The organism is Kribbella sp. NPDC056951, from assembly GCF_042674205.1.
Taxonomy (GTDB): Bacteria; Actinomycetota; Actinomycetes; order Propionibacteriales; family Kribbellaceae; genus Kribbella; species Kribbella yunnanensis.
Genome location: NZ_JBHUQZ010000008.1, coordinates 274514 through 293892, shown reverse-complemented (window position 1 = coordinate 293892; position 19379 = coordinate 274514). Strand labels below are relative to the sequence as shown.

Sequence of the window (19379 nt, the reverse complement as noted above, 5' to 3'; positions counted from 1 at the left end):
GGCGGCGCGGTGCGACTCGTCCGCACATGCTCACCCGAGACGGACCCGAAGTCGAGCCGATTCACGAGATCCACGCAGAACACCGCTGGATGTGGTCAACCCCACCCGTACACGTTTGTCGGGGCGCGGGCGGTGTTGCCCGCCCACACTCGCCGCTGACTGGCCGCCCCGGTCACCCCGCCGAGCTTGGGAGTGTCACACCACTCACTCCCCCACAAACGTGCGCAGGCGCGAGACCCACATGCACCACACAACTGAAGCGCTCCCCCAGCATCCAGGTCGCATCTGCCCACCGACAGGACGTATAGACCTACTACCCAGCACCCGCACGCTCAGCGCGACCGGCAGAGGCGTGGAACCGACCGACACCTCCTGTCGTTCCGCAGATCGTCAGGCAGGCTGGAGGTTCTCCAGGTCGGCGAGGAGTCCAGGGTGTTTGGGTTCCCAGCCGAGGTTTCGGCGAGTGTGGTCGCTCGACGAGGGCTGGTCGGCGGCGAAGATCTGACCTAGCGGGCCGAAGTCTTCGATGGAATCGGCTTTGACGGGGAGGTTGAGGCGGCGGGCGATGACGTCGACGATGTCGGTGACTCGGTCGCCTTCGTCGGCTACGGCATGCCAGTACGTGCCGGGCTCGGCCTTCTCGAGGGCGAGGCGGAAGAGGACGGCTGCGTCGAGGGCGTGAACAGCGGGCCAGCGCTGGGTGCCGTCGCCGGGATAGGTGACGACTCCGGAACCCCGGGCGATGGTGGTCAGCAAACCGGCGAATCCACCGTCGCCGTTGTTGTGCACAGTTCGCGGGAGGCGGACGGCTGAGCTCCGGACACCGCGCTCGGCGAGGGCCACGACGGCTGCGACCGCGCGACTACGGCCGCCGACCAGACCCTCGCTCGACAACTCGTCCGCCTCCGTGGACAGACGGCCGGGCGTGGCCGGCGTACCGGAGACAGTGACGAACGGTTTGCCGGTACCGGCCAGCGCTTCGCCGATGGCTTCGAGCGCCGCGGTCTCCTCGGCGACGGACGCCGCCACGGCCGCCGCCGTACTGAAGTCGTGGCCGAAGGCAAGGTGGATGACTCCGTCGGCCTTGGCGGCGCCTGCCCGGAGGACGTCCAGGTCGGAGAGCGACCCACGAATGACCTCGGCACCAGCCTGTACGGCGGCCTGGGCGGAGGCGTCGGACCGGGCCAGCGCGAGGACGGTGTGCTCGTTGGCGAGCAGTTCGCCGACGACTGCGGAGCCGACCAGGCCGGTGCCGCCGGTGAGGAAGACGTGCATGATGTTCTCCAGAAAGTGATGGGACCTTTGTCCCATCACAGTAGCACTGTGATGGGACAAGAGTCCCGTCACTATGATCGTGCCATGAGTCGCTGGGAGCCGGGTGCGCGCGAACGCCTCGTCGTAGCCGCGGTCGACCTGTTCACCGAACAGGGCTACGACGCCACGACCGTGGCCCAGATCGCCGACCGCGCCGGCGTCACCAAGAGCACGTTCTTCCGGCACTTCCCGGACAAGCGCGAACTGCTCGCCGCCGGCCAGGAAGCCATGAGCCGGCTCCTCACCGAAGGCATCGCCGAAGCCCCCGCCACCGCGACCCCCCTCGAAGCAGTCGCGAACGGCCTCGAGCGAGCCGCAACCGTGATGGGCCCGATGAACCGCGAGCTGGCCCCCCGCCTGAAAGCAGCCATCGCCGCCAGCACCGAACTCCAAGAACGCGACGCCCTCAAAACAGTCGGCCTCACCGCCGCCATGGCCGAAGCCCTGACCGCCCGCGGCATCGCCGACCCCGTCGCAGCCCTGGCCGCCGAACTAGGCGCCCTAGCCTTCAAACGCGGCTTCGTCACCTGGTCCGAATCCGACCGCCCCACCGACCCCTTCGCCCCCCACGCCCTAGCCGCCCTGGCCGAACTCCGAGCCGCCAGCTCATCCCTCGGCTAAGGAGACAGCCTGCAGCGCCATGCTCCACGGGAAGGACGCCAGTGCAGAGTCACCAGTCCGAGGCGGATGCGGCTCAAGCTCCCCCGGCCCGAACAGGACGCGAACTCCAGCCGCTCGCAGACTCTCGACACTCCGAAGGAACACTGCATTCGCCGCCAATGCCTGATTAACAAAAGGAACAGCGACGACGCGTGCGCCGGCTCCCGTCAACTCGGCAAGCTGAGTCAACGCATAGTTGTCTGCCGCACCTGCCGCCCACTTGTTGATCGTGTTGTAGGTAGCCGGTGCCACGATCACCGCGTCCGCAGGCGGCACCGGCTCGTCACCCTCAACACGATAAGTAGTACGCACCTGATGCCCAGAGACCTTCCGGAGCTCGTCAAGATCAACGAAGTGCTCAGCCGCAGCCGCGGTCACGATGGAGTACGTATCCCAGCCATCCTGTCGCGCCAAATCGATCATGTCCGCAACCCGGTCCGCCGGACCAGCGCCGCAAACAATCAGCTGCAGAACACGACTCACGCCTCAACTCCTGCCCGCAGCGCCATCGTCCGAACCGAACCAGCCAGCGCCGCACTAGTGTTCCACTGCAGTACCCGCAGCAGCCCACGAGATCACCGGACTACCCACTCGTCCCGCCGACGGTCAGATGAGTGCACCGGTCACCCACCCGAGCTCCTGCGGCCGGTCAGATGCACGCGTCGGGCCACCACTGCTGAGCACGGGCGGGCAACACCACCCGCGCCACGACTTGCATGCACGGGTGGGGTCGACCGCGTTCAGCTGGCTAGCGGCGGCGGCGCCAGGGGCCGGTGATGGCGTAGGTGATGCCGGGGTTGTAGACGTTGAAGAACATGGTGCGGCCGTCGGCGGAGAAGCCGGCGCCGGTCAGTTCGCCGTACTCGGGTTCTTCGGGGGTGCCGATGTTCACCGTGTTCTTGGCGAATTTGAAGACTTTGCCGTCTTCGGTGGTGCCGAGGATGTGTTGGTCGCCGATGCCGTCCTCGCACATCATCAGGCCGCCGTACGGCGACATGGTGATGTTGTCGGGGGCATCGAACTCGGGGTTGTCGGAGCCGGGCTTGTCGCGTTTGAAGATGACTTCGAGGCGGAGGGTGTGTTTGCGGGGGTCGTAGCGCCAGACCTGGCCGTCGTGGTCGATCTTGGGGCCTAGTTCGGTGCGGGCGAAGGAGGAGACGAAGTAGACGCAGCGGTCTCGGGTTCCCCACCAGCAGCCTTCGAGTTTGTAGCCGCCGGTGATGGGCTTGGAGTAGGCCTGGGCGCGGACCGACTCGGTGGTCGCCAGGGGGTCCGGGACCTTGACCCATTGGACACCATGGAAGATCGCGCCGGCTTCCTGGACGGTGGACATGTCCAGCAGGCCTGGGATGTGCATCGCCTGCAGTTCGCCGCCGGCGCGCAGGGAGCCCCAGCCGCCGCGGGGGCGGTTCGGGAGGAAGCGGTAGAAACCGCCGAGTGGCGCGACGAACGCGTCCTCGGTTTCGTAGACGATGCCGGTCGCCGGGTCGATCGCGACGGCCTCGTGCTGGAAGCGGCCCATCTCCTTGAGCGGGAACGGGTTGTTGTTGCGGCGGCCGTCGTACGGGTCGACCTCGAAGATGAAGCCGTGGTCCTTGGTGTAACCGCTCTGACCGGCCTTGAGCTCGGTCTCCTCACAGGTCAACCACGTCCGCCACGGGGTGATCCCGCCGGAACAGTTGATCGCCGTACCGCCGAGGCTCACGTATTCCTTCAGCGTGCGGTGGTGCCGGTTCACGACCAGCGTGCTGGTACCACCTGCGCCGCCCGGGTCGTAGGTGCGCTCCGGCGGTGCGACGACCTTGATCTTCGAGGTCGGGCTGCACTCGTGGTTGCGGACCAGGTGCGCGCCGCCGTCGCGCGCGGCGAACGTCCCCATTCCGTCGAAGCGACTCGGCACAGCCAACCCGTCCGAACGGATGGTGCCTTCCCGCGACAGGATGTCGTACCGGAAACCGTGCGGCAGGTCGAGCATCCCGTCCGGGTCCGGGATCAGCGGCCCGTACCCGATCTTCGGCCCGGACGTCCCGAGCGCCGGAGCCGCCGTATAGAGCGCCTCCACCGAGCCGGCCACTGTGACGGCGGCTCCCGCCGCTGCGGCCGTACCGACGAACTGACGCCTGGACAACTGAGACATGAGGGCGGCCTCCGCGAACTCGAGGGACAAGCTGTGGTCGCCAGTGAACGTACGGTAAACACAGGACAAACCACAAGAGAACGCGTGTCACCGAGGCGTCGGTAGGTACTCGACGGAGAGCGGGCTCGCCACCACGAAACGCCGGCCTCGCAGGTCTGCGGCATAGGTCGTCCGGGCCATCCCGCTCAGCCAGGCGGCGCTGTCATCGGGTGCTGTCCGGCGGAGCTCCTGGATCAACCGCAGGTACTGGCGGGCCGTCGATCCGCGTCCAGCGCCGTCGTCGACGGCGCTGGGGTATTTGGAACTGCCGGCCGACATCGACGGCCTCCTGCCCTCCGAAGGCCCGCTGGCGGTACGTCGAATCAGGTGCTCCGGCGAGCCGTGCAGCAGTAGCTGCGCCGACCGCTCGTCGTGGGGGTCCTCGCGTCCCCAGAAGAACAGCACCGGCTCCCCCGGGACGAACCACTCATCACTCCGTACGGCGAACGCCAGGCGCGTCTCGAACCGGATCCACTCCCCCGGCTGCGGCTTCGGCTCCGCGGCCCACCAGCGGACCCGCCACTTCGACCGGATGTGCTTCTCGGCCTGGTCGAGGGTGGCCATCGTAGCGGCGGCTGTCCGGGCGGCGTCGTACGCGAGTCCGGCCTCGACGGCGGGCAGGCCGAGCCCCGCCGTCGAGATCTTGAAGGTGCCGCCGAGGCCGGCGCGCTTGCTCGCGGGCTTGCGGAACTGCTGGAGTTTGGCCTCCGACAGGTAGACGAGTTCTCGCATCGTCAAACGCTCCTCGGGGCGCGTGCACCGGTTACTGGTAGCAGGGTTTGGTGAACTCGTGCTTCTCGGCTGTCTTCCCGGTGAAGAAGTCCTTCTCGACCTTCACTCCGGTCGGGGCCGACGGGTCCACCTTGGAGATGATGCTCTGCCGGAACACGCGTTCGCTCGGCGTGCCGCTGAACTTGCCGGCCGCCGCCGGGAGCATCCCTTCGTAGTCCACCGTCTCCAGCGATTTTACCGCGGCCAGCAGCCCGGCCCGGGTGATGTCCTTGGCGTCGACGGCCTTCTGCAGGGCTGCCTTCATCGGGTAGGACCAGACCCATCCGGCCGTGTAGCCGTCGTTCGGCGCCGCCTTGAACGTCGCCTGGTCGATCGCGCCGGCGAGGGCCTTGTGCCCGGCCGTGTCGGTCCCGTACGGCGCCCAAGGGCCCGACTGCCGGTATAGCGCGGTCAGTGCGGGCGCGGCCGGGCTCTTGAGGAGCGCCGGGTTCCAGGTCGGGCTGGTGCCGATGAACTGCCCCTTGAACCCGTTCTGAGCAGCGCCACCGACGATGGTTGCGGCCTCGGTCGGGCCGGTGCTCAGGATGACCAGGTCAGGCTTGGCCGCGAGCAGCTTCTGGATCGCCGCCCCCTGGTTCTCCTGGCCCGGCGCGGTCGGGATATCGGTGAACGTCATCCCGTTCGCCGCTGCCGCGATCTTCGTGCCGGCCGCCGCGTCGTCTCCGTAGTCACCCGGGAAGTGCACTGCCGCGACGGTCTTCGACTTCAGCGTCTCGGCCGCGAAGTCGACCGAGTTCATCGACTCGAAGCAGTAGTTCGTGCCCGACTCCAGGATCACGTCCTCGAACGCCCAGGCTGACGTCCACGACGCCGGTACGCCGATCACGTTGCTGGACTTGAGATCGCCGAGGATGGCCGCGGTGGTCGGCGAACCGAGGGTCTGCGCCAGGCCCAGTACGTCGGGTTTGATCTCGGCGTACACCTCGTTGTGGATCTGCGGGTTGTACTTGTTGTCCTTGACGTACTTGGTCGCGTCGACCTCGAAGGCCCCGATCCCGCCGGACTCGTTGACGCGCTTCCAGAACGCCTTCTGGCTCTCGGTGATCGGCACCCCGAGTGCCTTGAACGGGCCCTCGGTCAGGTCCGAGATCGAGCCGAGGTAGATACAGCCCTTGGCCTTGTCGATCGCGGCCGGGCAGGGCTCCTTGGTGACCCCGACGTCGAACTTGACGCCCGAACCACCCTCCTGTGTCTGCGGGGCGTCGTTGCGGCACCCCACCAGCAAGGTCAGCGCCGCGACCAGCGCGACGGTGAATCCCTTCCGAATGCTCATCGAAACTCCTTAGTGCGAGAACGGCCAGGATTTCCAGTAGGTGCGGAGCCGGATCCAGATCCCGAACAGCCCGCGCGGTTCGAAGATCAGGAACCCGATGATCAGCAGGCCGTAGAGGATCGTCTCGACCTGGAAGACCGTGATACCGCCGGACCCGGAACTGCTGCTGATGAACGGCAGCACGGCCGGGAGCTCGCGGGTGATCCGCGGCAGCAGCGTGATGAACAGCGCGCCGAGCACCGATCCCGAGATGGTGCCGACACCGCCGATCAGGATCATCGCGATGTACTGCACCGACATCCCGAGGTTGAACGACCCCGGTTCGACGAAGCCGATCATCACGTACAGCAAGGCGCCCGCGACGCCCGCATAGAACGACGACACCGCGAACGCGATCATCTTGTACCGGGTCACGTCGACGCCGATCACCTCGGCGGCCAGATCCCGATCCCGTACGGCGGCCAGCGCGCGGCCGGTCCGCGACCGGACGAGATTGCGGGCCAGTACGCCGAAGATCACCAGCAGCACGAGCATCAGCAGATAGAGCTTCTGTGCCTTCGTGAACATCGCGCCGTCGACCGCGAACTGGAACCCGAACAACTCCGGTACGGCGGCCGGCCGCCCCACGCCGACTCCGCCGGTGAGCTCGCGCCAGTGCTTGAAGATGTGCTCGCCGATGAACACCAGCCCGAGTGTCACGACGGCCAGGTACAACCCGCGCAACCGCGCTGCCAACGGCGCCACGATCAGTCCAGCCAACCCAGCGACCAGACCGGCCGCCAGCAACCAGACGGGCAGCGACGTGATCCCGAACCCGATCAACCGCGTGCTGTCCGGATCACCCGAAATCGCCGCCGCGGTGTAGGCACCGATCGCCAGGAAGAACGCGTGCCCGAGCGACACCTGACCGCCGTACCCGGTGACGATGTTCAGGCCGATCGCGCCGATCGCGGCAACACAAGCCGTCGCCAGTACGACGAGCAGGTCGTCCGTCAGCACGAATGGCAACAAGACCGCGCCGACCGCCAGCGCGATCGTCCAGCCGCGCTTGGCGGGCGTGTTGAGCAAGGCCATGTCCTGCTTGTAGGACAGGTAAAGCAGCGGTCGACTCATATCCGCTCCACCTCCCTGGTGCCGAACAGGCCGTACGGTCTGACGAGCAGGACGACCAGCATGAGCAGGTAGGGCACGACCAGGAAGAAGTCCCCGCCGAACACCGGATGCAGGGCACCGCCGTAGCTGCCGACCAGCGCCTCGACGACGCCGATCGAGAGCCCGGCGACCACGGCCCCACCCAGCGAATCCAGTCCGCCGAGGATGATCACCGGCAGTGCCTTCAGAGCGGTCAACCAGAGGTTCTGCTCCAGCCCGATCCCGGTCGACAAGAACACCCCGGCGAGACCGGCCAGAGCCGCCGCGAGAGCCCAGGACAGCGAGAACACCCGCCCGACCAAGACGCCTTGGGCCAGCGCGACCTCCTGATCCGACGACGCCGCCCGCATCGCCAGACCGGTCCGCGACCAGCGATAGAACGCGAACAGCGCGCCCACCACGACCAGTGTCGTCACGAGCGTGGCCAAGTGCCGCTGGTCGATCTTCACACCCAGTACGCCGACCTGCCCCAGCCCCCACGGGTCGCCCATCTGCCGGATGTCCAGGCCGATGAACGAGTTCACGACCGTGCGGATCACGATGTCGACGCCGAGCGTGATGATCGCGATCACGAACACCGGCTTGCCGATCATCGGCCGCAGGGCCAGCCGCTCCACGCCTGCCCCGAGTAGCGCGGTCAGCAGCAGCGCAACGATCACAGCGAGGAAGAAGTTGAGAGAGACGACGAGGTAGCTGACCAGCAACGCGCCGGCCATCATGAATGCCGGCTGGGCGAAGCTGATCACCCGCATGGACTTGTACACGATCACGAAACCCAAGGCCAGTAAGGCATAAATCGATCCGTTGCCGAGCCCACGGACCACTGTGGCGACGAACTCGTTCACCTGGCACCCCCGGCGTACATGGACTCGACCAGCTCCTCGAACGACCGCATCACCGCGTTGCGTTTCAGCTTCTGGGTCGCGGTCAGTTCGCCGTCCTCGTGGTCCAGCAGCTTCGGCAGCAGCCGGAACGACCGCACCTGTTCGACCGTGGCGAGCCGGCCGTTGACCTCGTCCACCAGGGTTTGCACGAGCGCGATCACCTCGGGCTTCGCGGACAGATCGGCGTACGTCGAATAGGCCAGCCGCCGTTGTTGCGCCCAGTGGCCGACCGTGTCCGGCTCGATGCCGATCAGCGCGGCGAGGAATCGGCGCCGGTCGCCGACCACCAGGACTTCCTTGATGTACGGCGAGGCCTTCAGCGCGTTCTCGATCTCCGACGGGGCGATGTTCTTGCCACCCGCGGTGATGATGATGTCCTTCATCCGGTCGGTGATCCGCAGATGCGTGCCGTCGACCCACTCCCCCACGTCGCCCGTATGTAACCAACCGGTTGGTTCGAGCACCGCGGCGGTCGCGGCCGGGTCCCGCCAGTAGCCGGCGAACGTCCCCGGGTGCCGGGTGAGGATCTCGCCGGTCACCTCGTCGACCCGCACCTCGACCCCGGCGTGCGGCTCACCGACCGTGCCGACCTTGACCCGGCCCGGGCGGTTCGCGGTCGCCACCGCGGTGTTCTCGGTCATGCCGTACACCTCGTGCATCGGCAGCCCGAGCCCCATGAAGAACCGCAGTACCTCGGGTGCGATCGGCGCGGCACCCGAGGCGGCGTACCGGACCTTGCGCAGCCCGACGCGATCCTTCAGTGCGCGGTAGCAGAACAACCAGCCGACGGCATAGACCGCCCGCGACGCCGGAGTATACCGACCACCGTTGGCAGTCAGTACGTCGCCGATCCAGTCCGCGCGGCGGAGCCAGAAACCGCCGATCCGGCGCTTGATCGGGTCCGCGGACTCGATCCGGATCTGGACGCCGGCCGCGATCTTCTCCCAGATCCGCGGTACGCCGAACAGAACCGTCGGCTGAACCTCGTGCAGGTTGACCGCCACGGTCTCGATCGATTCGGCGAAGTGCACGCAGACCCCGGCCCCGGCGCCGAACCAGCAACTGAAGATCCGCTCGGCGACATGGCACAACGGCAGGTAGGACAGCACGCTGTCGCGGGGTGACGGCGGCGGCGCGGTGAACCCGCCGCGCTCGACCAGTTCCTGGATCGCGAAGTCGACGTTCGCCGCCGTGAGCATCGCGCCCTTCGGCGGGCCGGTCGTGCCGGACGTGTAGACGAGCGTCACCACGTCGTCCGGGGTGGCGGTGCCCATCCGCTGCGTCACCGCGTCCGGATGTTCGACCCGGTGCTGCTTGCCCAGGGCAAGGAAGTCGGGCCAGGCGAGCAGCCGCGGATCGTCGTACCGGTTCCGGATCCCACGCGGTTCGACGTACACGATGTGGGTGAGGTCGGGCAGGTCCTCGATCGCGAGCGCTTTGTCGACCTGTTCCTGGTCCTCCGCGATCAGCACCTTCGCGCCGCAGTGGCGCAGCAGGTAGCCGACCTCGGCGACCGGGTTCGTCGGGTAGAGACCGACGGTGGACGCCCGTACGGCGACCGTGCCGACATCCGCGTACAGCCACTCGCGCCGGTTCTCGGAGTGGATCGCGACCCGGTCGCCCGGTTCGATGCCGAGGGCAATCAAGGCGTGCCCGACCAGCTCGGCGAAGTCCCAGTACCCGGCCCAGTCTACCTGCTGCCAGATGCCCAGATCCTTTTCCCGCAAGGCGATCACGGCCGGCGTGGTGGCGGCCCGCTCCTGGACTCGAGTCGCGATCGTCCTCATGACTGCACCCGGTGTTCCTCGCCCAAATACGCGCGTACGACGTCTGGGTCGGTCGCCACCTCTTTCGGCGTACCGGTCCGGATCGGCCGGCCGAAGTCGATCACCATGATCCGGTCGGCCAGATCCATCACCAGGCCCATGTCGTGCTCGACCATCACCATCGGCAGCCCGAGGTCGTCGCGGATGTCGAGGATGAACCGGGCCATGTCCTCGGTCTCCTCCAGGTTCATCCCGGCGACCGGCTCGTCCAGCAGCAACAGCTTCGGCTCGGCGGCGAGTGCACGACCGAGCTCGACTCGCTTCTGAACGCCGTACGGGAGCAGCCCGACCGGGAGTCGCCGCCACTGCGCCAGTTCGAGGAAGTCGACGATCTCCTCGACCGCGTGCCGATTCGCCAGCTCGTTGCGGCGGGCCTTGCCGATCCACCCGAACGCCGCGAGGACGCCGTACGGGTGATGGTGGTGCCGCCCCAGCATCAGGTTGTCGAGCACGGTGAGGTTGGCGAACAGCTCGATGTTCTGGAAGGTGCGCGCGATACCGAGCCGCGCGATCTGGTGCGGCCGTCGGCCCAGCAGGTCCTCGTCGCCGAACCGGACGGCGCCACGCTGCGGCCGATACACGCCCGACAGCACGTTGAAGATCGAGGTCTTCCCGGCGCCATTGGGCCCGATCACCGCGAACAGCTCGCCCGGATCCACGCTGAAGCTCACGCCGTCGAGCGCCCGCACGCCGTCGAAGCTGAGCTCGACGTCGTCGAACGTCAGTACGGCGGTCATGACAACCACCGCTTCCGGCGACGGTAATGTTTCACGTCTCGGAAGGACTTCGCCGAGCCCTCTGCGCCGAGTCCGAGGTAGAACTCCCGCACATCGCCGTCCGCGAGGAGTTCGGCGGCCGGTTTGTCCATCACGATCGTGCCGTTCTCCAGCACGTAGCCGTGTTCCGCGATCGAGAGCGCCATCGCCGCGTTCTGCTCGACCAGCAGCACAGTCGTGCCCTGGCTGTTGATCTGGACGATCACGTCCCGGATCTGCTGCACGATCATCGGCGCCAGCCCGAGACTCGGCTCGTCCAGCAGCAAGTACGTCGGATCGGACATCAGCGCCCGCCCGATCGCGAGCATCTGCTGCTCCCCGCCGGACAGGTACCCGGCGGTCCGATTCCGCCGACCGGCCAGCACCGGGAACAGTTCGTAGGTCCGGTCGAGATTCGTCCGGATCGAGCGCGGGCTGACGTGACCGCCGATCCGCAGGTTCTCCTCGACAGTGAGGTCGGCGAGGATCCGCCGGCCCTCCATGACCTGTTTGATGCCCAGGGCAGCGATCCGGCTGGCGCCGTACGTGTGGATCGGCTCACCGTCGAGGGTGATCGAGCCGCGCCGTACCGCGCCGTCGTGGACGTCGAGCAGGCCGGACAACGCGCGCAGGAGCGTCGACTTGCCGGCGCCGTTGGCACCGAGCAGAGCCACGATGCGGCCTTGCGGGACCTCGAGGCCGACGCCCCGCAGCACCAGCATCACATCGTCGTAGACGACCTCGAGGTTCTTCGCTGCCAGCACCCGGCCTCCCGGATCCCCGATGGTTCCAATGACCTTGGCGAGTGAGTGTGACATCGCCTTCGGACACTGAAAAGGGCTGGCAGCCCGAAAATCGGACACTCCCCCCAAACCGTGACCGACCGGTCAGGGGTAAAACCAGTTAGACAACTGGTACTACAGCGAGCGGACCCAGTTCTCCAGGACGGTCGCGCCGGCGTCGCCGGACTTCTCGGGGTGGAACTGGGTGGCGGTCAGCGGACCGTTCTCGACCGCGGCCACGAACGCATCACCGCCGTACGTCGTCCAGGTGACCAGCGGCGCGACCGACTCGCGGGCGTCGTTGAGCTCCCACGAACGAACGCCGTACGAGTGGACGAAGTAGAAGCGTTCCTTGTCGACGCCGTCGAACAACGACGTGCCGGCCGGTACGTCGATCGTGTTCCACCCCATGTGCGGAACCGGCTGTCCTTCGGTGGGCTGGAGGCGTTCGACCGTGCCGGGCCATTGCTCGCACCCGTCGGTCTCGACGCCGTGCTCGATCCCGCGGGCGAAGAGGATCTGCATCCCGACGCAGATGCCGAGGACCGGGCGGCTGCCGGTCAGGCGGCGGTCGACGATGGCGTCACCGCGGACCGCCTTCAGGCCGGCCATGCAGGCGGCGAACGCGCCGACGCCGGGGACCAGGAGACCGTCGGCGTTCAGCGCTTCGTCGAAGTCCGAGGTGACGGTGACGTCGGCGCCGACTCGCTGCAGGGCGCGTTCGCCGGAGCGGATGTTGCCCGATCCGTAGTCGAGGAGGACGACCTTCTTGCTCACAGGGCGCCCTTGGTGGACGGGATCCCGGGCTGCCGCGGGTCGAGCTCGGCGGCGTCCCGCAGCGCACGGGCGAAGGCCTTGAACTGCGCCTCGACGATGTGGTGCGGGTCGCGACCGGACAGCACCCGGATGTGGATGCAGATCGCGGCGTTGAACGCGAGCGTCTCGAAGACGTGCTGGGTCAGCGAACCGGCGTAGTCGCCGCCGATGATCGCGTAGACCTGACCGTCGGGCTCACCGGTGTGCACGCAGTACGGACGGCCGGACAGGTCGACCGTGCAGTGCACGAGCGCCTCGTCCAGCGGCACGGTCGCGTCGCCGAAGCGGCGGATGCCACGCTTGTCGCCCAGGGCCTCTTTCAAAGCCTGGCCGATGCCGATCGCGGTGTCCTCGACCGTGTGGTGCGCGTCGATCTCGAGGTCGCCGACCGTGTTCACGTGCAGGTCGAGCAGCGCGTGCTTGGCCAGCGCGTTGAGCATGTGGTCGTAGAAGCCGACCCCGGTCGAGATGTCCGCCCGGCCGGTCCCGTCGAGGTCGAGCTCGACCAGGACCTTGGACTCGCTCGTCTCGCGGTCGATTCGTGCGCTGCGGGTCATGACAACCTTCCCGTGTCTGTCTTGAGGATGCGCTCCAGTGAAGCGCGGAACGCGGCCATCTCCTCGCCGGTACCGATCGAGACCCGCAGCCAGCCGTCCGGGCCGGTTTCGCGGATCAGGATGCCGTCGTCGAGCAGCGCCTGCCAGACCGCGTGCCGGTCGGCGAAGGTACCGAACAGGACGAAGTTCGCGTCCGAGTCGACCGCGCGCAGGCCTTGCGCGCGCAGCCAAAGGACCGTCTCGTCCCGCTCGGTGCGCAACTGCTCGACCCGGCCGAGCAACTCGTCGGAGTGCCGCAGCGCGGCCCGCGCGACCGCCTGCGTCACCGCGGACAGGTGGTACGGCAACCGCACGATCCGCAGCGCGTCGACCAGTTGGTTGCTCGCGGCAAGGTATCCGACCCGGCCACCGGCCAGCGCGAACGCCTTCGACATCGTCCGCGCGACCGCGAGATTCGGGTACGACGGAAGCAGCGAGAGCGCGCTCGGAGTCCCGGTACGGCGGAACTCGCCGTACGCCTCGTCGACGACCAGCACCGCGCCGATTGCCGCCGTACGAGCGGCCAAAGCCTCGACGACCTGGATCGGGAGCGCCGTACCGGTCGGGTTGTTCGGTGAGGCGAGCAGCACCACCGACGGGCGGTGGCGCGAGATCGCGGCGAGGGCCTTGCTCTGGTCGAGCGTGAAGTCCTCGGAGCGGCGGCCGGTGACCCAGGCGGTGTTGGTGTCGCGCGCGTACTCCGGGTACATCGAGTACGTCGGCGCGAACGAGAGCGCCGTACGGCCCGGACCGCCGAAGGCCTGCAGCAGGTGCAGCATGACCTCGTTGGAGCCGTTGGCCGCCCAGATCTGCTCGGGCGTCAGGTAGGCACCGGACTCACGACCGAGGTACGCCGCCAGGTCCGCCCGCAGGTCGAGGAACTCGCGGTCGGGGTAGCGGTTCAGACCACGAGCCGCCGCCGTCACCGACGCTGCGATATCGGCGACCGTCTCCTCGCTCGGCGGATACGGGTTCTCGTTGACGTTGAGCAGGATCGGTACGTCGAGCTGCGGCGCGCCGTACGGCTCGAAGCTCTTCAGCTCGTCGCGGATCGGTAGTCCATCGAAGCGATTCATCCGGGGAACCTCACCGACACCGCAGCGCCGTGGGCCGGCAGGTCCTCGGCGTCGGCCAAGGCAACGACGTGCCCCGCGACCTCTTCGAGCGCGTCGCGCGAGTAGTTGATGACGTGCACGGCCTTCAGGAAGCTGCGCACGGACAGGCCGGACGAGTGGCACGCACAGCCCGCGGTCGGCAGGACGTGGTTCGACCCGGCGCAGTAGTCGCCGAGCGAAACCGGCGACCAGCCACCGACGAAGATCGCGCCGGCGTTGGTGATCCGGGCCGCCCGCTCCTCGGCATCGACAGTCTGGATCTCGAGGTGCTCGGCGGCGTACGCATCGACCACCGCAGTGCCCTGCTCAAGATCATCAACCAGTACGACGGCCGACTGCTGACCGTTGAGCGCCTCGGTCACGCGGTCCTGGTGCTTGGTCTTGGCGACCTGGATCGGCAGCTCGGCCTCAACAGCCGCGGCGAGGGTTTCGCTCGGCGTGACCAGGACGCTGGCCGCCATCGGGTCGTGCTCAGCCTGGCTGATCAGGTCGGCGGCGACGTGCTCGGCGTTGGCGGAGTCGTCGGCCAGGATCGCGATCTCGGTCGGGCCGGCCTCGGAGTCGATACCGACCTCACTTTGGAGGAACCGCTTCGCGGCAACGACGTAGATGTTGCCGGGGCCGGTGATCAGATTGACCTTGCGGCAACCCTCGAAGCCGTAGGCGAAGCCGGCGATCGCCTGCGCGCCACCCATCGCATAGACCTCGGTGATCCCGAGCATCGCGCAGACCGCGAGCACCGTCGGGTGCGGCAGGCCGCCGAACTCCTTCTGCGGTGGCGAAGCCACCGCGAGTGACGGCACACCGGCAACCTGCGCCGGTACGACGTTCATCACGACACTCGACGCCAGCGGCGCACGGCCGCCCGGGACATAGAGGCCGACGCGCTGCACCGGCACGAAACGCTGGGTGACCCGGCCACCCGGCGCGGGCTCGGACGCGATATCGGCGGTCTTCTCGTCCTCACTGACCTCGCGGACGCGGCGAATCGACTCCTCGAAGGCGGCCCGAACGGTCGGGTCCAGCTCCTCCAGCGCCGACTTCAGCGCTGCCTCGGGGACCCGCACGTCATCCACGTGCACATGATCGAACTTCTCGCCGTACTCCTGAATGGCTGCCAGTCCGCGATGACGGACGTCCAGACAGATGGGTCGGACGACGTCGAGAGCCTTCTCGACGTCGAACACGGCTCGGGGGACGAGGGCGTTCACTTCGGCTTGGAGGTCGGACACCTCACCGGCCGCCACTCGGCCCCGCAGGTCGACGCGGCGAATCATGGCCTCAGTCTAGTGGTGACACGCCGTGCCTCCGACCGCATATCCAGGGATCGAGCGTCACGCGCTGTCACGCCACGTGATGAGATGACTTGTCCACTACGCTCCTTGTATGGACTCCCGCCTGCCGTTGCTCACTGTCGACACGGTGATCTTCCCTGGGCTGGTGCTTCCGATCCCGGTCACCGACGTCCAGGGCCGCGCGGTGATCCGCGACCTGGTCGAAAACGGTGGCGAAATGATGTGCGGGGCGCTCGCGGTTCGTGATGGGTACGAACTGGGCGAGCGCGTCTTCCGATCGCTGTACGGCACCGGCTGCTCCGCAACCATCTCCGAGATCCGCCTGGACGCGGACGACGACGGACCGGTCGAGATCACCCTCACGGGCAGCCATCGGTTCAAGGTCGCCGAGCTCGACGGTGGCGGCGACTACTTGGTCGCGGATGTCGAATGGCTCGACGAGGAGCTCGGTGAGGACCCCCTGGGTGCCGCGACTGTCGCGGTCGGTCGCTTCCGGCGGTACGCCGAGGCGGTGTCGGCAATCAGCCGGCCTGGGCTGCATCTCGGCGAACTGCCCGACGACCCCAGCACCCTGTCGTACCTGATGTCGGCCGCCATGACGCTGCTGACGCCAGACCGCCAGAAACTCCTCGAGGCCACGGACGTCACCGACCGCCTCACTCAGCTTGTCGGCCTCCTGGACGCCGAACTGTCGGCCATCACCGCACTTCCTTCACTTCCGGCCACCGAGCTCAGCTGGTCCTCGATGTCCCCGAACTGATTCTGCCCGCGGACGTGGTTCGTGGGGGCGAGCCGGTTCACCCACCCGTGGCTGTGGTTCGTGCGGATGCACTTCCCCCACCCGTGGACGAGGTTCGGGGCGCATGGCGGTTCGCCCACCCGTCGGCGTGATTCGTGGCGGATGGGCTGACCGCGCACGGATGTGGTTCGTGGGTGGTCGCGGACCCGCTCGCGTACGGCGGACGCTTCGTGAACCGCCGCGGACCGCGTACGCCGTTATAGCGGACCTGTGCCACTCACCAACCCCCTCCGACCGCGCTCGCCGACCGCCACTTGAGCGTGGCAGCCCGACCGCCACCAAGGTTAGTGAGTGGGGGCGGTCCGCACCGTGCGGCGGAACTGCGTGAACGTGCGTCCCGGCGACGGTCGAGGGCATCCCAAGGACGCGAACAACGGCGAGCGCGATGAGCCGGGTCATGACGAGGCACGCGAACAGCTCTGAGCGGCTTCACGCACAGGGCCGAGGTCGGCGCGCGCTCGGATCGGTCCGCAGACGCACGCACGCGGCCGCGGGGTATCTCCCCCAGCCGACACCCAGGCCGGCCGGGCGGACCGCAACCCACGAACCACACCGACGGGCGGGGAAATCGCATCCCCCACGAACCACATCTACGGGTGGGTAAACCACCTCCCCCACGAATCACAACCACTATGAATCCCGGTGCGGTATGGTTTTGGTATGAGTAAGCAGATCACAGTGCGGTTGCCGGATGAACTGGTCGACTTCATGGACCAGTTGGTGGCGACTGACAAGGCGACTAGCCGGGCCTCGGTGGTGGCTCGGGCGATGGAGCGTGAGCGGCGGCGGGAGTTGGCTGCGCGCGATCTGGCGATTCTGGCCGAGTACGGCGATTATCCGGAGTTCGAGGGGTTGGCGTCGGCCGCTTCCGGGACTGCGTTGAGCGATCTGGACTGAGATGCGGCCGCTGCACATCGCCCGGCTGGACAAGCCGCGGCCTGTTGTCGTGCTGACTCGCGAGCTGATCCGGCCGCGGTTGACGAACGTCACCGTCGCGCCGATCACCAGCACCATTCGTGGGCTCTCCACCGAGGTGCTTGTCGGCCCGCAGAACGGGCTCGACCACGCGAGCGCGATCTCACTCGACAACATCCAAACGATCCCGAAGGCACACCTCGGCCGCCTGATCGGCTACCTGCACCCCGACCAGGAACCGGCCCTGGCCGAGGCCATCAGTCTCGCCTTCGACCTCGAGATCTAACAATCAGCCGAGCTTGGTGACATCCCGTACGGCGCCCTTGTCGGCGCTGGTGGCCATGGCGGCGTAGGCGCGCAACGCCTGGGACACCTTGCGTTCGCGGGAGCGCGGGGCGTAGACACCACCTAGTGCGGTACGGCGGGTGTCCAGTTCGGCGTCGTCGACCAGGAGCTCGATCGAGCGGTTCGGGATGTCGATGCGGATCTGGTCGCCGTCCTGGACGAGGGCGATCGTGCCACCCGAGGCGGCTTCCGGAGACGCGTGGCCGATCGACAGGCCCGACGTACCGCCGGAGAAGCGGCCGTCGGTCACCAGGGCGCAGACCTTGCCCAGGCCGCGGCCCTTCAGGAACGAGGTCGGGTAGAGCATCTCCTGCATCCCGGGCCCGCCCTTCGGGCCTTCGTAGCGGATCACCACGACGTCGCCTGGCTGGATCTGCTTGGCCAGGATCTTGTCGACCGCTTCCTCCTGCGACTCGCAAACCACCGCGGGTCCCTGGAAGGTCCAGATCGACTCGTCGACGCCGGCCGTCTTCACGACGCAGCCGTCGACGGCCAGGTTGCCCTTCAATACGGCGAGGCCGCCATCGGCCGAGTAGGCGTGCTCGAGATCGCGGATGCAGCCGCCGGCCGCGTCGGTGTCTAGCGTGTCCCAGCGCTCCGACTGCGAGAACGCGGTCGCCGACCGCTTGCAGCCCGGCGCCGCGTGCCACAGCTCGACGGCCTCGGCGGACGGGGATCCACTGCGCACGTCCCAGTTCTTCAGCCAGTCGCCGATCGAGGCGCTGTGCACGGTGTGGATGTCCTCGTTCAGCAGGCCTGCTCGGTACAGCTCGCCGAGGATGGCCGGGATTCCACCGGCGCGGTGGACGTCCTCCATGTAGTACGTGCCGCCGGGTGCGACGTTCGGCGCGACCTTGGCCAGGCACGGGACCCGGCGCGAGACCGCGTTGATGTCGTCCAGGTCGAAGTCGACCTCGGCCTCCTGGGCGGCGGCGAGCAGGTGCAGGATCGTGTTCGTCGAACCGCCCATCGCGATGTCGAGCGCCATCGCGTTCTCGAACGCGGCCCGCGACGCGACGGTCCGCGGCAACACGGTCTCGTCGTCAGTTTCGTAGTACCGCTTGGTGATCTCGACGACCGTGCGGCCGGCGTTCTCGTACAGGGCCCTGCGGGCGGTGTGGGTGGCCAGGACCGAACCGTTGCCGGGCAGCGACAGGCCGATCGCCTCGGTCAGGCAGTTCATCGAGTTCGCGGTGAACATGCCCGAACACGAACCGCAGGTCGGGCAGGCGTTCTCCTCGATCCGCAGGATGTCGGCGTCGGAGACGTTCTCGTTGACCGCTTCGGACATCGCGTCGATCAGGTCCAGCTTGCGCACGGTCCCGTCGACCAGGGTCGCCCGGCCGGCCTCCATCGGACCGCCGGAGACGAACACGGTCGGGATGTTCAGCCGCAGCGCGGCCATCAGCATGCCCGGGGTGATCTTGTCGCAGTTCGAGATGCAGACCAGCGCGTCCGCGCAGTGCGCCTCGACCATGTACTCGACGGAGTCCGCGATCAGGTCCCGCGACGGGAGGCTGTACAGCATGCCACCGTGCCCCATCGCGATCCCGTCGTCGACGGCGATCGTGTTGAACTCGCGCGCGATCCCGCCGGCCTGCTTGATCGCCTCCGACACGATCCGCCCGACCGGCGCGAGGTGCGTGTGCCCGGGGACGAACTCGGTGAAGCTGTTCGCGACCGCGATGATCGGCTTCCCGAAGTCTCCGCGGTCGACGCCGGAGGCCATCATGAGGGCGCGGGCGCCCGCCATGTTGCGGCCGTGGGTGACGGTACGGGACCTCAGATCAGGCACGACGATCTCCAAAACTCGAGCCGGGGACGACGCCGTCCATGGTGCCACTCGCGTCCCGAATGCCGAAACGCCGGTCCCGCATGACGGAT

General features: G+C 67.7%; 20 protein-coding genes. 5 read left to right on the top strand and 15 right to left on the bottom strand.

Annotated features, from left to right (window positions below):
- Positions 1-390: 390 nt before the first annotated feature.
- Entirely contained in the window at positions 391-1275 is an 885-nt protein-coding gene (locus ACFTSF_RS29085; protein ID WP_380157254.1) for an SDR family oxidoreductase, read from the bottom strand.
- Between the two features lie 84 nt (positions 1276-1359).
- Here ACFTSF_RS29085 and ACFTSF_RS29080 point away from each other — a divergent pair, with 84 nt between their 5' ends.
- Positions 1360-1935 (top strand): TetR/AcrR family transcriptional regulator, encoded by a 576-nt coding sequence (locus tag ACFTSF_RS29080; protein WP_380157252.1) that lies wholly within the window; start codon positions 1360-1362, stop codon positions 1933-1935.
- Here the strand turns inward: ACFTSF_RS29080 and ACFTSF_RS29075 are convergent.
- From ACFTSF_RS29075 to hisD, 13 genes are all read right to left on the bottom strand, one after another.
- On the bottom strand, positions 1921-2457 hold the full coding sequence (locus tag ACFTSF_RS29075) for a flavoprotein (RefSeq protein WP_380157250.1): 537 nt from the start codon (positions 2455-2457) through the stop codon (positions 1921-1923). The two genes, ACFTSF_RS29080 and ACFTSF_RS29075, sit on opposite strands and share 15 nt — an antisense overlap.
- 265 nt (positions 2458-2722) lie before the next feature.
- On the bottom strand, positions 2723-4111 hold the full coding sequence (locus ACFTSF_RS29070) for an alkaline phosphatase PhoX (RefSeq protein WP_380157248.1): 1389 nt from the start codon (positions 4109-4111) through the stop codon (positions 2723-2725).
- A gap of 87 nt (positions 4112-4198) precedes the next feature.
- Positions 4199-4882 carry an SAVMC3_10250 family protein gene (locus ACFTSF_RS29065; RefSeq protein WP_380157246.1) on the bottom strand — a complete coding sequence of 228 codons (684 nt, stop codon included), beginning with the start codon at positions 4880-4882 and terminating at the stop codon, positions 4199-4201.
- 31 nt (positions 4883-4913) lie between these two features.
- On the bottom strand, positions 4914-6215 hold the full coding sequence (locus tag ACFTSF_RS29060; RefSeq protein ID WP_344150974.1) for an ABC transporter substrate-binding protein: 1302 nt from the start codon (positions 6213-6215) through the stop codon (positions 4914-4916).
- Positions 6216-6224: 9 nt separating this feature from the next.
- Entirely contained in the window at positions 6225-7328 is a 1104-nt protein-coding gene (locus ACFTSF_RS29055; RefSeq protein ID WP_344150972.1) for a branched-chain amino acid ABC transporter permease, read from the bottom strand.
- Positions 7325-8212 (bottom strand): branched-chain amino acid ABC transporter permease, encoded by an 888-nt coding sequence (locus tag ACFTSF_RS29050; RefSeq protein ID WP_380157243.1) that lies wholly within the window; start codon positions 8210-8212, stop codon positions 7325-7327. The genes ACFTSF_RS29055 and ACFTSF_RS29050 overlap by 4 nt, the downstream gene beginning before the upstream one ends.
- Positions 8209-10038, bottom strand: a complete 1830-nt coding sequence (locus ACFTSF_RS29045) for an AMP-dependent synthetase/ligase (protein ID WP_380157242.1) — start codon at positions 10036-10038, stop codon at positions 8209-8211. The genes ACFTSF_RS29050 and ACFTSF_RS29045 overlap by 4 nt, the downstream gene beginning before the upstream one ends.
- Positions 10035-10814, bottom strand: coding sequence for an ABC transporter ATP-binding protein (locus ACFTSF_RS29040; protein ID WP_380157240.1), 780 nt, complete (start codon positions 10812-10814; stop codon positions 10035-10037). Before ACFTSF_RS29040 ends, ACFTSF_RS29045 begins: the two co-directional genes overlap by 4 nt.
- The gene (locus ACFTSF_RS29035) at positions 10811-11596 is read right to left on the bottom strand and encodes an ABC transporter ATP-binding protein (RefSeq protein ID WP_344150963.1); all 786 of its coding nucleotides are present in this window, start codon (positions 11594-11596) and stop codon (positions 10811-10813) included. Before ACFTSF_RS29035 ends, ACFTSF_RS29040 begins: the two co-directional genes overlap by 4 nt.
- A gap of 153 nt (positions 11597-11749) precedes the next feature.
- Positions 11750-12391 (bottom strand): imidazole glycerol phosphate synthase subunit HisH, encoded by a 642-nt coding sequence (hisH, locus tag ACFTSF_RS29030; RefSeq protein ID WP_380157238.1) that lies wholly within the window; start codon positions 12389-12391, stop codon positions 11750-11752.
- A complete protein-coding gene (gene hisB / locus ACFTSF_RS29025) occupies positions 12388-12987 on the bottom strand; it encodes an imidazoleglycerol-phosphate dehydratase HisB (protein ID WP_344150957.1) in 600 nt (199 codons plus the stop codon). Before hisB ends, hisH begins: the two co-directional genes overlap by 4 nt.
- On the bottom strand, positions 12984-14102 hold the full coding sequence (locus tag ACFTSF_RS29020) for a histidinol-phosphate transaminase (protein ID WP_380157236.1): 1119 nt from the start codon (positions 14100-14102) through the stop codon (positions 12984-12986). The genes hisB and ACFTSF_RS29020 overlap by 4 nt, the downstream gene beginning before the upstream one ends.
- On the bottom strand, positions 14099-15418 hold the full coding sequence (gene hisD, locus ACFTSF_RS29015; protein ID WP_380157234.1) for a histidinol dehydrogenase: 1320 nt from the start codon (positions 15416-15418) through the stop codon (positions 14099-14101). Before hisD ends, ACFTSF_RS29020 begins: the two co-directional genes overlap by 4 nt.
- Before the next feature lie 109 nt (positions 15419-15527).
- On the opposite strand from hisD, the gene ACFTSF_RS29010 reads away from it, so the two are divergent.
- The 4 genes from ACFTSF_RS29010 (at position 15528) to ACFTSF_RS28995 (ending at position 17436) form a co-directional block, all read left to right on the top strand.
- Positions 15528-16196: an LON peptidase substrate-binding domain-containing protein gene (locus tag ACFTSF_RS29010; protein WP_380157233.1), complete on the top strand. Its 669-nt coding sequence runs from the start codon at positions 15528-15530 to the stop codon at positions 16194-16196.
- 330 nt (positions 16197-16526) lie between these two features.
- Entirely contained in the window at positions 16527-16658 is a 132-nt protein-coding gene (locus tag ACFTSF_RS29005) for a hypothetical protein (protein WP_380157231.1), read from the top strand.
- Between the two features lie 237 nt (positions 16659-16895).
- Positions 16896-17132 (top strand): YlcI/YnfO family protein, encoded by a 237-nt coding sequence (locus tag ACFTSF_RS29000; protein WP_344150945.1) that lies wholly within the window; start codon positions 16896-16898, stop codon positions 17130-17132.
- 1 nt (position 17133) lies between these two features.
- The gene (locus tag ACFTSF_RS28995; protein ID WP_344150942.1) at positions 17134-17436 is read left to right on the top strand and encodes a type II toxin-antitoxin system PemK/MazF family toxin; all 303 of its coding nucleotides are present in this window, start codon (positions 17134-17136) and stop codon (positions 17434-17436) included.
- Positions 17437-17439: 3 nt separating this feature from the next.
- Here ACFTSF_RS28995 and ilvD read toward each other — a convergent pair whose 3' ends face one another.
- A complete protein-coding gene (gene ilvD / locus ACFTSF_RS28990; protein WP_380157229.1) occupies positions 17440-19290 on the bottom strand; it encodes a dihydroxy-acid dehydratase in 1851 nt (616 codons plus the stop codon).
- Positions 19291-19379 lie beyond the last annotated feature (89 nt).

Coding starts and splice junctions, on each gene's coding strand:
- ACFTSF_RS29085 (WP_380157254.1), bottom strand. CDS start 1,275: ATGCACGTCTTCCTCACCGGCGGCACCGGCCTGGTCGGCTCCGCAGTC.
- ACFTSF_RS29080 (WP_380157252.1), top strand. CDS start 1,360: ATGAGTCGCTGGGAGCCGGGTGCGCGCGAACGCCTCGTCGTAGCCGCG.
- ACFTSF_RS29070 (WP_380157248.1), bottom strand. CDS start 4,111: ATGTCTCAGTTGTCCAGGCGTCAGTTCGTCGGTACGGCCGCAGCGGCG.
- ACFTSF_RS29065 (WP_380157246.1), bottom strand. CDS start 4,882: ATGCGAGAACTCGTCTACCTGTCGGAGGCCAAACTCCAGCAGTTCCGC.
- ACFTSF_RS29060 (WP_344150974.1), bottom strand. CDS start 6,215: ATGAGCATTCGGAAGGGATTCACCGTCGCGCTGGTCGCGGCGCTGACC.
- ACFTSF_RS29055 (WP_344150972.1), bottom strand. CDS start 7,328: ATGAGTCGACCGCTGCTTTACCTGTCCTACAAGCAGGACATGGCCTTG.
- ACFTSF_RS29045 (WP_380157242.1), bottom strand. CDS start 10,038: ATGAGGACGATCGCGACTCGAGTCCAGGAGCGGGCCGCCACCACGCCG.
- ACFTSF_RS29040 (WP_380157240.1), bottom strand. CDS start 10,814: ATGACCGCCGTACTGACGTTCGACGACGTCGAGCTCAGCTTCGACGGC.
- hisB (WP_344150957.1), bottom strand. CDS start 12,987: ATGACCCGCAGCGCACGAATCGACCGCGAGACGAGCGAGTCCAAGGTC.
- ACFTSF_RS29020 (WP_380157236.1), bottom strand. CDS start 14,102: ATGAATCGCTTCGATGGACTACCGATCCGCGACGAGCTGAAGAGCTTC.
- hisD (WP_380157234.1), bottom strand. CDS start 15,418: ATGATTCGCCGCGTCGACCTGCGGGGCCGAGTGGCGGCCGGTGAGGTG.
- ACFTSF_RS29010 (WP_380157233.1), top strand. CDS start 15,528: ATGGACTCCCGCCTGCCGTTGCTCACTGTCGACACGGTGATCTTCCCT.
- ACFTSF_RS29000 (WP_344150945.1), top strand. CDS start 16,896: ATGAGTAAGCAGATCACAGTGCGGTTGCCGGATGAACTGGTCGACTTC.
- ACFTSF_RS28995 (WP_344150942.1), top strand. CDS start 17,134: ATGCGGCCGCTGCACATCGCCCGGCTGGACAAGCCGCGGCCTGTTGTC.